The 15,111-nt window shown below is 72.8% G+C and carries 13 protein-coding genes; 10 read left to right on the forward strand and 3 right to left on the reverse strand.

Annotated elements, in window-relative coordinates; all coding sequences use genetic code 11:
• Positions 1-344 precede the first annotated feature (344 nt).
• The 7 genes from nrdR (at position 345) to ACFYO8_RS19075 (ending at position 8,026) form a co-directional block, all read left to right on the forward strand.
• Positions 345-845 (forward strand): transcriptional regulator NrdR, encoded by a 501-nt coding sequence (gene nrdR / locus ACFYO8_RS19045; protein WP_013284751.1) that lies wholly within the window; start codon positions 345-347, stop codon positions 843-845.
• A gap of 44 nt (positions 846-889) precedes the next feature.
• Positions 890-3,778, forward strand: coding sequence for a vitamin B12-dependent ribonucleotide reductase (locus ACFYO8_RS19050; protein WP_387257378.1), 2,889 nt, complete (start codon positions 890-892; stop codon positions 3,776-3,778).
• 225 nt (positions 3,779-4,003) lie between these two features.
• A complete protein-coding gene (locus ACFYO8_RS19055) occupies positions 4,004-5,329 on the forward strand; it encodes a polysaccharide pyruvyl transferase family protein (RefSeq protein ID WP_354865500.1) in 1,326 nt (441 codons plus the stop codon).
• 58 nt (positions 5,330-5,387) lie between these two features.
• Positions 5,388-6,323 (forward strand): DUF2332 domain-containing protein, encoded by a 936-nt coding sequence (locus tag ACFYO8_RS19060; RefSeq protein WP_354865498.1) that lies wholly within the window; start codon positions 5,388-5,390, stop codon positions 6,321-6,323.
• Between the two features lie 131 nt (positions 6,324-6,454).
• Positions 6,455-7,096: a methyltransferase domain-containing protein gene (locus ACFYO8_RS19065; RefSeq protein ID WP_354865496.1), complete on the forward strand. Its 642-nt coding sequence runs from the start codon at positions 6,455-6,457 to the stop codon at positions 7,094-7,096.
• A gap of 61 nt (positions 7,097-7,157) precedes the next feature.
• Complete coding sequence (locus ACFYO8_RS19070; RefSeq protein WP_354865494.1) at positions 7,158-7,391, forward strand: DUF5522 domain-containing protein; 234 nt, start codon at positions 7,158-7,160, stop codon at positions 7,389-7,391.
• 86 nt (positions 7,392-7,477) lie between these two features.
• Positions 7,478-8,026 (forward strand): hypothetical protein, encoded by a 549-nt coding sequence (locus ACFYO8_RS19075; RefSeq protein WP_354865492.1) that lies wholly within the window; start codon positions 7,478-7,480, stop codon positions 8,024-8,026.
• A 10-nt stretch (positions 8,027-8,036) separates the two neighbouring features.
• On the opposite strand, the gene ACFYO8_RS19080 is transcribed toward ACFYO8_RS19075, so the two are convergent.
• Positions 8,037-8,723 (reverse strand): metal-dependent transcriptional regulator, encoded by a 687-nt coding sequence (locus tag ACFYO8_RS19080; RefSeq protein ID WP_354865490.1) that lies wholly within the window; start codon positions 8,721-8,723, stop codon positions 8,037-8,039.
• Between the two features lie 97 nt (positions 8,724-8,820).
• On the opposite strand from ACFYO8_RS19080, the gene ACFYO8_RS19085 reads away from it, so the two are divergent.
• The 3 genes from ACFYO8_RS19085 to ACFYO8_RS19095 are packed head-to-tail and all read left to right on the forward strand — an operon-like array spanning position 8,821 to position 13,485.
• Positions 8,821-9,675 carry a sulfurtransferase gene (locus ACFYO8_RS19085; RefSeq protein ID WP_354865488.1) on the forward strand — a complete coding sequence of 285 codons (855 nt, stop codon included), beginning with the start codon at positions 8,821-8,823 and terminating at the stop codon, positions 9,673-9,675.
• Between the two features lie 47 nt (positions 9,676-9,722).
• The gene (locus tag ACFYO8_RS19090; protein WP_357707752.1) at positions 9,723-10,904 is read left to right on the forward strand and encodes an acetoin utilization protein AcuC; all 1,182 of its coding nucleotides are present in this window, start codon (positions 9,723-9,725) and stop codon (positions 10,902-10,904) included.
• Positions 10,891-13,485, forward strand: a complete 2,595-nt coding sequence (locus tag ACFYO8_RS19095) for a GNAT family N-acetyltransferase (protein WP_387187522.1) — start codon at positions 10,891-10,893, stop codon at positions 13,483-13,485. Before ACFYO8_RS19090 ends, ACFYO8_RS19095 begins: the two co-directional genes overlap by 14 nt.
• A gap of 3 nt (positions 13,486-13,488) precedes the next feature.
• On the opposite strand, the gene ACFYO8_RS19100 is transcribed toward ACFYO8_RS19095, so the two are convergent.
• Together ACFYO8_RS19100 and sigB are read right to left on the reverse strand one after the other, a co-directional pair.
• Complete coding sequence (locus ACFYO8_RS19100; RefSeq protein ID WP_357707756.1) at positions 13,489-13,896, reverse strand: VOC family protein; 408 nt, start codon at positions 13,894-13,896, stop codon at positions 13,489-13,491.
• An 83-nt stretch (positions 13,897-13,979) separates the two neighbouring features.
• The gene (sigB, locus tag ACFYO8_RS19105; protein ID WP_116504930.1) at positions 13,980-14,966 is read right to left on the reverse strand and encodes an RNA polymerase sigma factor SigB; all 987 of its coding nucleotides are present in this window, start codon (positions 14,964-14,966) and stop codon (positions 13,980-13,982) included.
• Between the last annotated feature and the right edge of the window lie 145 nt (positions 14,967-15,111).

Genomic DNA, 15,111 nt, shown 5'->3' on the forward strand with positions numbered 1-15,111 from the left:
TGTTCTGATAGAAGGGTACGCCGCTCGAACGGGTGTTCTATCCCGGCTGCCCGTGACTAGCACGGGAGGCCGTCCGTTGGGCTCGGCGGCGGCGTCGTGCCGGGCGTGATCCTGATGACGCGCCGGACACGCCCGGCAACTTGACCTCGCTTGGGGTTCGGCCTACGGTCGACCCCTAGATGTAGTAGTCACACGGGCGTAAGTTGCCTACAGGTTGGGTTCGACTACCGAACGCACTCCCGCACCGCGCACCCGGCGACGGTCATCGGACGATGGCCCCGCCGTGTCGACGCGTGCCCGGGAGCCGGCAGTTGTGCCCGCGATCGACTGAGGAGGTCGGGCGAATGCGGTGTCCGTACTGCCGGCACGCCGACTCCCGGGTGGTCGACTCGCGGGAGGCCGACGACGGCCAGCTCATCCGGCGGCGACGGTCCTGCCCGGAGTGCGGCAAGCGGTTCACCACCGTCGAGGAGGCGGTCCTCGCGGTGGTCAAGCGCAGCGGGGTGACCGAGCCGTTCAGCCGTACGAAGATCATCGGTGGGGTGCGCAAGGCGTGCCAGGGGCGGCCGGTCGACGACGACTCGATCGCGCTGCTGGCCCAGAAGGTCGAGGAGACCGTACGGGCCAAGGGGGCGGCCGAGATCCCCAGCCACGAGGTGGGCCTGGCCATCCTCGGCCCGTTGCGTGACCTCGACGAGGTGGCCTACATGCGGTTCGCCAGCGTCTACCGGTCCTTCGACTCGCTCGCCGACTTCGAGCGCGAGATCGAGACGCTGCGGGCCGCCGCACGCGCCCGGGAGGGCGCCGGTGCCGGTGCGGCGGACGCCGCCGGCGCGATCAGCTGACATTTCGGTTTTTCTGACAGGTACACGAGGCGCGGTGGGTGACCGTGCCGACGAGGGGGGCGAGCGTGACGACCAGTAAGTCGCGGAACAAGGCCGGGGCGGGGCTGAAGATCGAGCGTGTCTGGACGACCGAGGGGGTGCATCCCTACGACGAGGTCGCCTGGGAGCGCCGCGACGTCGTCATGACGAACTGGCGGGACGGCTCGATCAACTTCGAGCAGCGCGGGGTGGAGTTCCCCGAGTCCTGGTCGGTGAACGCGGCGAACATCGTGACCACCAAGTACTTCCGGGGCGCGGTCGGGACCCCGGAGCGGGAGTGGTCGCTGCGGCAGCTGATCGACCGGGTGGTCGAGACCTACCGCACCGCCGGTGAGGAGTACGGCTACTTCGCCACCCCGGCCGACGCCGAGGTGTTCGCGCACGAGCTGACCTGGATGCTGCTGCACCAGGTGTTCAGCTTCAACTCGCCGGTGTGGTTCAACGTCGGCACGCCGTCGCCGCAGCAGGTCAGCGCCTGCTTCATCCTCTCCGTCGACGACTCGATGGACTCGATCCTCGACTGGTACAAGGAGGAGGGGCGGATCTTCCAGGGCGGCTCCGGCGCCGGGGTCAACCTCTCCCGGATCCGTTCCTCGAAGGAGCTGCTCTCCTCCGGCGGCACCGCCTCCGGCCCGGTCAGCTTCATGCGCGGCGCGGACGCCTCCGCCGGCACCATCAAGTCCGGCGGCGCCACCCGGCGCGCGGCGAAGATGGTCATCCTCGACGTCGACCACCCGGACATCGAGGAGTTCGTGGCGACCAAGGCGCGCGAGGAGGACAAGATCCGCGCGCTGCGCGACGCCGGGTTCGACATGGACCTGGGCGGCGCCGACATCGTCAGCGTGCAGTACCAGAACGCCAACAACTCGGTCCGCGTCTCCGACGAGTTCATGACCGCCGTGGAGAACGGCGGCAGCTTCGACCTGCGCGGCCGGCTCGACGGGCAGACGATCGAGACGATCGACGCCAAGGAGCTGTTCCACACCATCTCCCAGGCCGCGTGGGAGTGCGCCGACCCGGGCCTGCAGTACGACGACATCATCAACGACTGGCACACCTGCCCGGAGACCGGGCGGATCACCGCGTCGAACCCGTGCTCGGAGTACCTGCACCTGGACAACTCCTCGTGCAACCTGGCCTCGCTGAACCTGATGAAGTTCCTCCGCGCCGACGGCGGCTTCGAGGTGGAGAAGTTCGTCAAGTCGGTCGAGTTCGTCATCACCGCGATGGACATCTCGATCTGCTTCGCCGACTTTCCGACCGAGAAGATCGGTGAGACCACCCGCGCCTACCGGCAGCTCGGCATCGGGTACGCCAACCTGGGCGCGCTGCTGATGGCCTCCGGCCTGCCGTACGACTCGGAGCAGGGCCGGGAGGTGTCCGCCGCGATCACCTCGCTGATGACCGGCACCGCCTACCGCCGCTCCGCGGAGCTGGCCGGCATCGTCGGCCCGTACGACGGCTACGCCCGCAACGCCGAGCCGCACAAGCGGGTCATGCGCAAGCACGCCGCCGCCAACGACGCGATCAAGCCGATCGGCACGGTGGGCACCGCCGTGCAGCGCGAGGCGACCAAGCAGTGGACGCTCGGCAACAAGCTGGGCGACAAGTTCGGCTGGCGCAACTCGCAGGCCAGCGTCCTCGCCCCGACCGGCACCATCGGCCTGATGATGGACTGCGACACCACCGGAGTCGAGCCGGACCTGGCGCTGGTGAAGTTCAAGAAGCTGGTCGGCGGCGGCTCGATGCAGATCGTCAACCAGACCGTGCCGCGCGCCCTGCGCAGCCTCGGCTACCCCGAGGAGCAGGTCGAGGCGATCGTCGAGCACATCGCCGAGCACGGGCACGTGATCGACGCCCCGGGCCTGAAGCCGGAGCACTACCCGGTCTTCGACTGCGCCATGGGCGAGCGCTCGATCGCGCCGATGGGCCACGTACGGATGATGGCGGCGGTCCAGCCGTTCATCTCCGGCGCCATCTCCAAGACGGTGAACATGCCGGAGCAGGCCACCGTCGAGGACGTCGAGAAGATCTACTTCGAGGGCTGGAAGCTCGGCCTGAAGGCGCTGGCGATCTACCGGGACAACTGCAAGGTCGGCCAGCCGCTGTCGGTGGCGAAGAAGCCGGAGGCCAAGGCGGACACGACCGCCGTCGCGCAGGCCGCGCCGGAGAAGGTCGTGGAGAAGGTCGTCGAGTACCGCCCGGTACGCAAGCGGCTGCCGAAGAAGCGCCCGTCGGAGACCATCTCGTTCTCGGTCGGCGGCGCGGAGGGCTACCTCACCGCCTCGTCCTACCCGGACGACGGCCTCGGCGAGGTCTTCCTCAAGATGTCGAAGCAGGGCTCGACCCTGGCCGGCGTGATGGACGCCTTCTCGGTGGCCATCTCCATCGGTCTCCAGTACGGCGTCCCGCTGGAGACGTACGTCAGCAAGTTCACCAACATGCGCTTCGAGCCGGCCGGCATGACCGACGACCCGGACGTGCGCATGGCCGCCTCGGTGATGGACTACATCTTCCGTCGCCTGGCGCTGGACTTCCTGCCGTACGACCGCCGCGCCGAACTGGGCATCTTCACCGCCAAGGAGCGGGCCGCCCAGCTCGCGGCCGAGGCGGAGGCGGAGGCGAGCGGTGCGGACCTCACCGCGATGGCCTCCTCCGCCCCGGTCGAGGCGCCGGAGCCGAAGACCGGCCCGATCGCGCAGCCGGCCCGGGAGATGGCCGACGTCGCGGCCGTCAAGCCGGCCCCGGCCGTGGGTTCCAGCACCGAACTGCTGGAGGCCGTGATCGGCAAGGCCGCGGACGCGCCGCTCTGCTTCACCTGCGGCACGAAGATGCGGCCCGCCGGTAGCTGCTACGTCTGCGAGGGCTGCGGCTCCACCAGCGGCTGCAGCTGAAACTGGGCTGAGTCGCCTGAAGGACAGCGACCGCCCGATCCTGTAGGGGTCGGGCGGTCGCTGCGGCACTGACGTGCAGAATCAGCACGACACCAGGCCGCAGATCAATCGTGGAGACGGCGTAGGATATCGGCTTCTGCACGGAACGGGGTCGTGCTCGGCCGGTCGCGCCGCTTCGGCCTCGCCGGGCGCCGTGGCGTTCGGGACGAAGGGTGGACACCCGGGATGCACCAGCGGATCCTGTTGCGCGCCCGCAAGGGCCCGTTCGACGTCGTCACCGCCGAGGAGACCTACGAGCGGGACTGGATCGGCAAGAACAGCGGCAACCTGGTCTTCAGCCACGCCGCGCACAAGCTGCTGTCCACCTCGGCGGCGGAGATCACCCCGTCGCGGTTCCGGGCGGATCCGCGCGATGCCGACGAGATCAACGAGAAGTACGACGTCTTTGTGATCCCGCTGGCGAACGCGTTTCGCCACGACTACGCGAACCGGCTGATGTCGATGACCCGGCTGATCGAGCGGCTCAAGATCCCGGTGGTGGTGCTCGGGGTCGGGGTGCAGACCGACGTGGACGGCGACCGGGAGTACCTGCGCCCGATCGACGAGCCGGTGAAGGCGTTCTGCCGGGCGGTGCTGAACCGATCGCACAGCATCGGCGTACGCGGCGAGATCAGCGAAAGCTACCTGCGTACGCTGGGTTTCTCCGCCGTCGAGCAGATCGGCTGCCCGTCGATGTTCCTGCACGGCGACAGCTTGCGGGTCGAGAAGGCGAAGGCGACCCTGGGCACCGAGGATCGGCTCGCGTTCGTCATCTCGCCATACGTCCGCGCGTTGGCCCCGATCGTCCATCACCACCACCAGCGTTACCCGAACCTGCGCTACCTGGCGCAGGGCCTGTACACCCTCGGCACCCTGCTCTATGGCGACGCACCACATTTGAGCGGCAAGACCGACGACATGCCGATCCACACCTCACACCCGCTCTTCGTCGAGGACAAGGTGCGGATGTTCGTGGACCCGTGGCCCTGGATGGAATATCTGTCCGGATTCGACTTCGCCTTCGGCACCCGGATCCACGGCACCATCACGGCGCTGGTCTCCGGCACTCCCGGATATCTCCTCGCACACGACTCGCGCACCCTGGAACTGGCCCGCTACTTCGACATCCCGCACCGGTTGATGCGCGACGTACCGGCCGACGTCGACGCCGCCCAACTCTACGAGGAAGCCGACTACACGGCTCTGAATGAGGGCCACAAGGAGCGCTTCGCGCGAATCACCGGGTTCCTCGCCAAGCACGACCTCGGCCTTTCGTTCGCCGACGGGGACAGCGCCGCCCGCTTCGACGAGCAGGTCCGCCGAACCGTCTACCCGCAGGCGGTCCGGCCGGCCTCCGCCTACACCGCCGATGAACTGCTGGCGCGCATGCAGTGGCTGCGGGCCGAGAACCGGACGCTGCGGCAGGACCTCAAGGCACTCCGCGCGCAGCCCGTGCGTGAGCGGGTCAAGCAGGCGGTGGGCGGACGGGTTCGCCGGATGCTGTCGCGCTGACCGTCGTACCGTGCTCGCGGTCACAGCCCATCGTGTACGCGAGTGGAATGCTCGGGGGATGAGCACGGCCGACATCTATCTGGCGTTCGCCGAGCGCGAGGCGCGCGGCGTGTCCCCGGCGTACGAGCGGTTGTCGCGGGCGGTGGCGCGCGACCGGAAGCTGCTCGCGCTGCTCGACACGCTGCCACCGGCGAAGCGCCAGCCGAACCTGCTGTTCGGTGTGGTGCGGCTGGGCGGCGGGCCGGTGGACGACCCGGCGGCGTTCCGCGCGTACGTGCTGGCGCACTGGCCGGACGTGGCGGCGCAGATGCGGGTGCGGGCGACGCAGACGAACGAGGCCGGCCGTTGCGCGCTGCTGCTTCCGGTGCTCGCCGCGTTGCCGCAGCCGCTGGCGTTGCTGGAGGTCGGCGCGTCCGCCGGGCTGTGCCTCTACCCGGACCGGTACGCCTACCGCTACGGCGACCGGCGGATCGGCGACGGCGAGCCGGTGCTCGACTGTGACCTGACCGGTACCGAGCCGCCGCAGCGGCTGCCGGAGGTGGTGTGGCGCGCCGGGCTGGACGTGAACCCGCTCGACGTCACCGACCCGGCCGCCCTGGCCTGGCTGGACGCGCTGATCTGGCCGGAACACCGGCACCGCCGGGACCGGCTGCGCGCGGCGGCGGCGGTCGCCGCCGCGGATCCGCCGCTGCTGGTACGCGGTGACCTGGTCGACGACCTGCCGGCGCTGGCGGCGCAAGCTCCGGCCGGGGCGACGCTCGTGGTGTTCCACAGCTCGGTGCTCTACCAGGTGCCGAAGGCGCGCCGGGACGCCTTCACCGCGCTGGTCCGGACGCTGCCCGGCCACTGGATAGCCAACGAGGACCAGTCAGTGCTGCCGCACGCGGCGCTGCCCGAGCCGCCCGCAGACGGTCTCCACAACGTGCTGGCCCTCGACGGCCGCCCGCTCGCCTGGACGAGAGGCCACGGCCAGGCCCTCACCTGGTTCCGCTGACCCACCCACCCCGCCCTCGTCCCCGGCGATCATGAAGTTGACGGCGCGACACGCCGACCCTGACGGCCGCCAACCTCATGGTCGACGAAGGCCGGGCGAGGGCGGACAGGCGTTGACTAGGTTCGGTGATCGTGAACGAACCGAGCTGGCTGGTGGAGACCCGCGCCGCCTACGACACCGTCGCCGAGGACTACGCGCGGCTGCTGCCCGACGTGGTGGAGCCGCCGCTGGACCGCGCGCTGCTGGCCGCGTTCGCGGAGCTGGTCGGGCCGGGACGGCCGGTGCTGGAGGTGGGCTGCGGCACCGGCCGGGTCACCGCCCACCTGCACCGGCTCGGCCTCGACATCGACGGCGTCGATCTCTCGCCCGGGATGGTGGCGGTGGCCCGCCGGACATACCCGGACCTGCGCTTCGAGGTCGGCTCGCTCACCGAGCTCACCGCGCCGGACGAGTCGCTGGCCGGGCTGGTCTCCTGGTACTCGGTGATCCACCTGCCGCCGGAGCTGCTGCCCGAGGTGTTCGCGGGCTTCCACCGGGTGCTCGCCCCCGGTGGTCACCTGCTGCTCGCGGTCAAGGCCGGCGACCGGCGGGACCGGCGGGAGCGGGCGTACGGCCACCAGGTCGGGTACGACATCTACTGGCTGTCGCCGCAGCGGCTGGCCGCGCAGCTCACCGCCGCCGGGCTCACCGTCACCGCCACGACGGTCCGAGAGCCGGTCGAGGGCGAGCGTCAGTCCCAGGCATTCCTGCTCGCCCAGCGTCCGGCCGGCTGAGCCTCGATGCGACTGACCCGGGCCACCGACCCCTGTCACACCCGATCCGTAGACTCCAGCGGTGCGTGACGAGCTGGCGGACCGGCCCCTGACCGAACCGCACCCGTCGCGGTTGTCGCCGGGTCACCCCGGGCGGGAGCGGATCCTGGCCGTGCACGCCGCCGCCCTAACGGCCGGGGAGGCCGGCTACCTGGACCCGGAGACCGGGCTGTTCGTGCTCAGCGCCGGGTTCCTGGCCCGGCGCGGCACGTGCTGCGGGCGAGGGTGCCGGCACTGTCCGTACGTGGCCGATTAGGGGCTTCCGTCCCCGCCTGGGCACGCCGTACGGTGTCCGACGGAACTCCGGCGGGTCGGACCCGCCGCCGACCGCGGAGGTCTCCCGTGCGTGCCCGAACCTGGCTGGCCGTTCCGGCCGTCCTGCTCGCCGCCGGCTGCGCCGAGGAGGCGCCGACCGTGGCCGGGCCGCCGGATCCGCCCCCGCCGGTCGCGGTCGTGGCGGCGTCCTCGGGCGGGGCGTGCCGGCTGCTCGACTTCGCGGTGATCGCCGAGCACACCGGCGGCACGTTCGACGTGGCGGCGGCCACCGAGCGGGGCGACACGTACACCTGTGTGGTCCGCGCGGCCGGGGCGGTGCTCCCGGAGCTGACGCTGTCGGTGACCGACACGTCGATCGACGCGGCCACGTTCGCCCTCGACGTGCAGCCCAGGGGCGCGGCGAAGATCAGCAAGCTGGGCAAGGCCGCCTACCGGCGCACGCTGCCCAAGACCGCGAAGTCCGGCCCGGTCGCCGAGGTCGGCTGGCTGGACACCGAGGGCCGGCTCGCCACCCTGCGCTGGACCGCCCCGGCCGGCACCGCGAAGGGCGAGGCGGACAAGACGGCAGGCAAGCTGGTCACGCTGGCGCAGGTGATCGACACCAGGCAGCTCTAGGAGGGTCGCCTCAGCGGGCCGCGACGAACACCCGGGACGCCACCTCGCGGGGCAGGCGCACCCGGTCGCCGGAGCGGTCGATGGAGACGCCGTCGCGTTCCTGCGCCACGGTCACCGTCGCGCCCGGGTCGACACCGGCCGCGTGCAACTGCCGGAGCACGTCCGAGTCGGTCTGCACGCTCTCACAGATCCGCCGCACCACGACCTGGCCGGACAGGCCGGGGAAGGCCAGGTTGCGCTCGCTCTCGCTGGCCTCGGCCGGCGCGTGGCCGGGGTCACCCAGCTCCTCCAGACCCGGAATCGGGTTGCCGTACGGCGAGCGGGTCGGGCGGTTGAGCAGGTCGAAGACCCGCTTCTCGACCGCGTCGCTCATCACGTGCTCCCACCGGCAGGCCTCCTCGTGGGCCTCCTCGTAGGGCATCCCGATGACGTTTACCAGCAGCAGCTCGGCCAGCCGGTGCTTGCGCATCACCGACACGGCGGAGCTGCGGCCCTGCGGCGTGAGGGTCAGGTGCCGGTCGCCCTCGACGGTGAGCAGGCCGTCGCGCTCCATGCGGGCGACGGTCTGGCTGACGGTCGGGCCACTCTGCTTCAGCCGCTCGGCGATGCGGGCGCGAAGCGGCGGCACCCCCTCCTCCTCGAGTTCGAGGATGGTGCGCAGGTACATCTCGGTGGTGTCAACAAGGTCGTGCTTCACGTCTACGGCCTCCCGGCCTCCGATGGTACCCGCTCCCACCGGCCATCGACGCAGGCGAAGCCGGAGGTGGCGGCCCGGATGGTGTTGACTGGGCCGCATGCCCGCGACCGCAGATCTGCTGGTCGAGCCCGACCGGCTCGCCGCCGAGCTCGACCACGCCGACCCGCCGACCCTGCTCGACGTCCGCTGGCGGCTGACCGGGCCGCCCGGCCGCGAGGACTACGCCGTCGATCATCTGCCCGGCGCGGTCTTCGTCGACCTGGACACCGAGCTGTGCGGACGGCCGGGTGCCGCCGGGCGGCATCCGCTGCCGGACCCGGCGGCGTTGCAGGCCGCGCTGCGGGCCGCGGGCGTCCGCGCGGGTCATCCCGTGGTGGTGTACGACGGCGGCGACGGCATGTCCGCCGCCCGTGCCTGGTGGACGCTGCGCTGGGCCGGGCACCGGCAGGTGCGGGTGCTGCACGGCGGCTTCCCGGCCTGGTCGGCCGCCGGTCTGCCGGTCGACACCGGCCTGCCCGCCCCGGTGCCCGGCGACGTGACGGTGGCGCCCGGGGCGTTGCCGGTGCTCGACGCCGCGGCTGCCGCCCGGCTCGCCGCCGGGCCCGGTGTGCTGCTCGACGTGCGGGCCGCCCCGCGCTACCGGGGCGAGCAGGAGCCGGTCGACCCGGTGGCCGGGCACGTGCCGGGCGCGGTCAACGTGCCCGCACCGGAGTACGTCACGCAGGGCCGGTTCCCCGCCGTCGAGGCGCTGCGGGATCGGTTCGCCGCCGCCGGGGTGGCCCCGGACGAGCCGGTCGGCGCGTACTGCGGCTCCGGGGTGACCGCCGCGCAGGCGGTGTTCGCGTTGCACCTGGCCGGCCGTCCGGACGCCGCGTTGTACGTCGGCTCGTGGAGCGAGTGGGTGGCCGACCCGGACCGTCCGGTCGCGACCGGCGGCCCGTCCGGCCGGTGAGCGTACGTCGGGTGGGCGCACCGGGGCCCACGTGCGACGATGGCCGCATGGCCGACGACACGGTGGTGGTGTGGGACGAGGCTCTCCTCACCTACGACATGGGCGACCATCCGCTCGACCCGGTGCGGGTCGAGCTGACCATGGCGCTCGCCCGCGAGCTGGGTGTGCTGGACCGGCCCGGCGTGCGGCTGGTCAAGCCCGAGCCGGCCGACGACGCGCTGCTCACCCGCGTACACGATCCGGCCTATCTGGACGCGGTGCGGGCCGCGCCGCGCGACCCGCTGTTCGCCGGGTTCGGTCTGGGCACGTCGGACAATCCGGTCTTCGACGGCATGCACGAGGCGAGCGCGCTGATCGCCGGCGCCACGGTCGCCGCCGCCGAGGCGGTCTGGCGCGGCGAGGCCCGCCGGGCGGTGAACGTGGCCGGCGGGCTGCACCACGCGATGCCCGCCCGCGCCGCCGGCTTCTGCGTCTACAACGACCCGGCGGTGGCCATCGCCCGCCTGCTCGACCTCGGCGCGCAGCGGATCGCGTACGTGGACGTGGACGTGCACCACGGCGACGGCGTGCAGGAGATCTTCTACCGCGACCCCCGGGTGCTCACCATCAGCCTGCACGAGACGCCGCTCGCGCTGTTCCCCGGCACCGGCTTCCCGGACGAGACCGGCGGGCCGGGCGCGGAGGGCACCGCCGTGAACGTGCCGCTGCCGCCCGGGGTCGGCGACGCCGGTTGGCAGCGCGCGTTCCACGCGGTCGTGCCGTCGGTGCTGCGCGCGTTCCGGCCGCAGGTGCTGGTCACCCAGTGCGGCGCCGACGGGCACCGCAGCGACCCGCTGGCCGACCTGCGCCTGTCGGTGGACGGGCAGCGGGCCACCTACCGCACGCTGCGGGCGCTCGCCGACGAACTGTGCGAGGGGCGCTGGATCGCCACCGGCGGCGGCGGGTACGCGCTCGTCGAGGTGGTGCCCCGGGCCTGGACGCACCTGCTCGCGATCGCCACCGGTGAGCCGATCGACCCGGCCACGCTCACCCCGCCGGGCTGGCGGGACCTGGCCGCGCGGCGGCGACCCGGGCACGAGGTCCCGCTGCGGATGACCGACGACGTCGACCCGTCGTACCTGCCGTGGCAGCCCAGCGGCGAGCCGAACGCGGTGGACCGGGCCGTCGCGGCCACCCGCAAGGCCGTCTTCCCGCTGCTCGGGCTCGACCCGCACGATCCGCGCGACTGAGCCGGCGGCAGGGGAGGACCGACCGGTGACCACCGTCGAACAACCGCTGGACGTGCTGCTCAGCGACGGCACGACCGTCCAGCTGCGACAGATCCGTCCCGAGGACGCGCCCGAGATCGTGGCCATGCACGGCCGTTTCTCGGAGCGCACCCGCTACCTGCGGTACTTCTCGCCGTACCCGCGCATTCCGGAACGCGACCTGAAGCGCTTCGTCAACGTCGACCACCGCGACCGGGAGGCGTTCGTGGTGCTCGCCGGCGAGCGGATCGTCGCCGTCGGCCGGTACGAGCGCCTCGGCCCCGCCTCGCCGGAGGCCGAGGTGGCGTTCGTGGTCGAGGACGCCTACCAGGGCCGGGGCATCGGCTCGGTGCTGCTGGAGCACCTGGCCGACGCGGCCGGCCGGCACGGCATCGTGCACTTCGTCGCGGAGGTGCTGCCCGCGAACGGCACCATGCTGCGCGTCTTCGCCGATTTCGGCTACCAGGTCCAGCGCCAGTACGCCGACGGCGTGGTGCACCTGAGCTTCCCGGTCGCGCCGACCGAGGCGACCCTGGAGGTGCAGCGCGGCCGGGAGCACCGCACCGAGGCGCGCTCGATCGCCCGGTTGCTCGCGCCGCGCGGCATCGCCGTCTACGGCGCCAGCACCACCGGCCAGGGCGTCGGCGCGGCGCTGCTCGGGCACCTGCGCGACGGGGGGTTCACCGGCGCGATCGTGCCGGTGCACCCGAGCGCGTCGACAGTGGCGGGGCTGCCCGCGTACCCGTCGGCGGCCGACGCCGGTCAGGACGTCGACCTCGCCGTGGTGGCGGTCCCGCCGGACGCGGTGACCGACGTGGTGCGCGACGCGGCCCGCGCGGGCGCGCACGGCCTCGTGGTGATCTCGGCCGGGTTCGCCGAGTCCGGCCCGGCCGGTGCGGCGGCGCAGCGCGCACTGGTCCGCGCCGCGCACCTGGCCGGCATGCGGGTGGTCGGCCCGAACTGTCTCGGCGTCGCCAACACCGACCCGGCGGTACGCCTCAACGCCACGCTCGCCCCGGTGCTGCCCGCGGCGGGCCGGGTCGGCGTGTTCAGCCAGTCCGGCGCGTTCGGGGTGGCGCTGCTCGCCGAGGCGTCCCGCCGTGGGCTCGGCCTGTCCAGCTTCGTGTCGGCCGGCAACCGGGCCGACGTGTCCGGCAACGACCTGCTCCAGTACTGGCAGGACGACCCGTCCACCGACGTCATCACGCTCTACCTGGAGACGTTCGGCAACCCGCGCAAGTTCGCCCGGCTGGCCCGGCGCATCGGCCGCAGCAAGCCGGTGGTGGCGCTCGCCTCGCTGGCCCGGCCGCCGGGCGTGGGGGAGGCGCCCGCGCTGGACGCGGCGGCGGTGAGCGCGCTGTTCGCCCAGTCCGGGGTGATCCGGGTGGACACCGTCTCCGAACTGCTCGACGTGGGCGTGCTGCTGGCTCACCAGCCGCTACCGGCCGGACGCCGGGTGGCGGTGGTGGGCAACTCGTCGGCGCTGACCGGGCTGGCCGCGACCGCCTGCGCCGCCCAGGGGCTGACCGTGGCCGACGGCTACCCGCAGGACGTCGGGCCGAGCGCCGGGGCCGCCGCGTACGCCGCCGCGCTCCGCGACGCGGGTGCAGACGAGCGGGTGGACGCCGTGGTGGCGGTGTTCGCGCCGCCGCTGCCCGGCCAGCTCGCCGATCCGGGGGCCGACTTCGCGGCGGCGCTGCCCGACGCGCGGGTCACCGGCAAGCCGGTGGTGGCGACGTTCCTGGCCGGGCTGGTGCCGGCCGGGGTGCCGGCGTACCCGAGCGTGGAGGAGGCGGTACGCGCGCTGGGCCGGGTCACCGCGTACGCGGACTGGCTGCGCCGGCCGCCCGGTGTGCTGCCGGAACTGGCCGACGTGGACCGGGCGGCCGGGCACGCCGCGCTGCGCCCGGGCGGCGCCGACTCGGCGGCGTTGCTGCGCGCGTACGGGATCGACGTGGTGGAGTCGGTGCCGGCCGGAACCGTCGACGAGGTGCTGGCCGCGGCCGATCGGCTCGGCTGGCCGGTGGCGCTCAAGGCCGCCGCCCCCGGGCTGCGGCACCGCCTCGACCTCGGCGCGGTACGCCTCGACCTGGCCGACGCCGCCGCGCTGCGCCGCGCGTACGCCGAGATGGCGCCGGTGTTCGGCGCGGAGGTGCTGGTCCAGCCGATGGTCGCGCCGGGCGTGGCGTGCGTGGTGGAGCTGGTGGAGGACCCGGCGTTCGGGCCGGTGGTCGGGTTCGGGCTGGGCGGCGTGGCGACCGAGCTGCTGGGCGACCGGGCCTGGCGTGCGGTGCCGCTGACCGACCGGGACGCCGCCGAGCTGGTCGACGAGCCCCGCGCGGCGCCGCTGCTGCGCGGGCACCGGGGCGCCGCGCCGGTGGACCGGGCGGCCCTGGTCGACCTGCTGGTGCGGATCGGCCGGCTCGCCGACGAGCAGCCCCGGGTGCGGTCGCTCACGCTCAACCCGGTGCTGGCCCGGCCGGACGGCATCTCGGTGCTGCACGCCACGGTCCGCACCGGCGCGGAGGCCGCCCGCCCGGACACCGGCCCTCGAAGGCTGTAGACCTCAGCCGCGCGCGGAGATCTGCTGCACCGCCCACTCGTTGCCGTCCGGGTCGCGGAGGAAGACGAAGCCGACGTTGTCCAGCGGGTGCGGCACCGGGCGCGGGTTCTGGCCGAGCACCTGGATCTCGCTCACCTCGACGCCCCGCTCGACCAGTTCGGCGCGGGCCCGCTCCAGGTCCGGCACGACGAGTTGCAGGCCCTTGAGCGAGCCGGGTGGCATCTCCGGTACGACGCCCCGGCCGAGGACGATCGAGCAGCCGGAGCCCGGCGGTGTGAGCTGGACGATCCGCCCCGCGCCGCCCAGGTCGGTGTCGTGGTCGACGGCGAAGCCGAGCCGCCGCGCGTAGAACTCCTTGGCCCGGTCCACGTCGGAGACCGGTACGACCACCACTTCCAGCGTCCAGTTCATGGCCCCAGGGTGGTCGCCCGAGGCGGCCACATCAAGCGCGAAAGGCCCCGGCGAACCGCCGGGGCCTTTCGGGGCAGGGTGGGTCAGCAGGCGTACGCCTCCAGCCGGTTCGCCCGCTCCGGGTCGCGCAGCTTCAGCAGCGTGACCTTCTCGATCTGCCGGATCCGCTCCCGGGACAGGCCGAACTCGCGGCCGACCTCGTCCAGCGTGCGCTGCCGGCCGTCGTCCAGGCCGAAGCGCAGCCGGATCACCGCCTGCTCCCGCTGGGACAGCGTGGCCAGCACGATGCGGACCTCGTTGCGCAGCTCGCCGTTGGTGGCGGCGTCGCCGGGCTCGGTACGCGGGTCCACGGCGGCGACGAAGTCGCCGAGCGCGCTCTCGCCGTCCTCGCCGACGGCCTGGTCCAGGCTGACCGGCTCCCGGTCGTAGGAGATCAGCTCGATCACCTGGAACTCGGGGATCTCCAGCGCCTTGGCCACCTCGCTGACGGTGGGCTCGCGACCCAGCGACACCGACAGCTCGCGGCGTACCCGGACCATCCGGTTGACCTGCTCGACCATGTGCACGGGGATGCGGATGGTGCGGGCCTGGTCGGCCATGGCGCGGGTGATGGCCTGGCGGATCCACCAGGTGGCGTAGGTGGAGAACTTGTAGCCCTTGGTGTAGTCGAACTTCTCGACGGCGCGGATGAGGCCGAGGTTGCCCTCCTGGATGAGGTCGAGGAAGGCCATGCCACGGCCGGTGTAACGCTTGGCGATGCTCACCACCAGCCGCAGGTTCGCCTCCAGCAGGTGGTCCTTGGCGGCGCGGCCCTCGGCCGCGATCAGCGCCAGGTCCGCGCGCAGCTCGGCGGAGACGGGGGTGCAGGTGGACAGCTTCTCCTCGGCGAAGAGGCCGGCCTCGATCCGCTTGCTCAGCTCGACCTCCTGCGCCGCGGTGAGCAGCTTGGTGCGGCCGATGCCGTTCAGGTACGCCCGGACCAGGTCGGTGGAGACGCCGCGCTCGTCGGTGGCGTCGAGGTCCGTGAGGGTGACGTCCATGTCCTGGTGCTCGATCATCTGCTGGGTCATCTCTGTTCTCCCCGTGTCCGACGTGCCGTACCGGCCCCGTGCCGCCTACGCCGTGGTGGCCGATGACAAACAGCTTGGCGGTCGGGGCGTGAGACGGGAGTGAGGCGATCGGGGAACCGACAGGATTCCGGTGTGGAATCCCGCG

The organism is Micromonospora sp. NPDC005257 (assembly GCF_042872445.1).
GTDB lineage: Bacteria > Actinomycetota > Actinomycetes > Mycobacteriales > Micromonosporaceae > Micromonospora.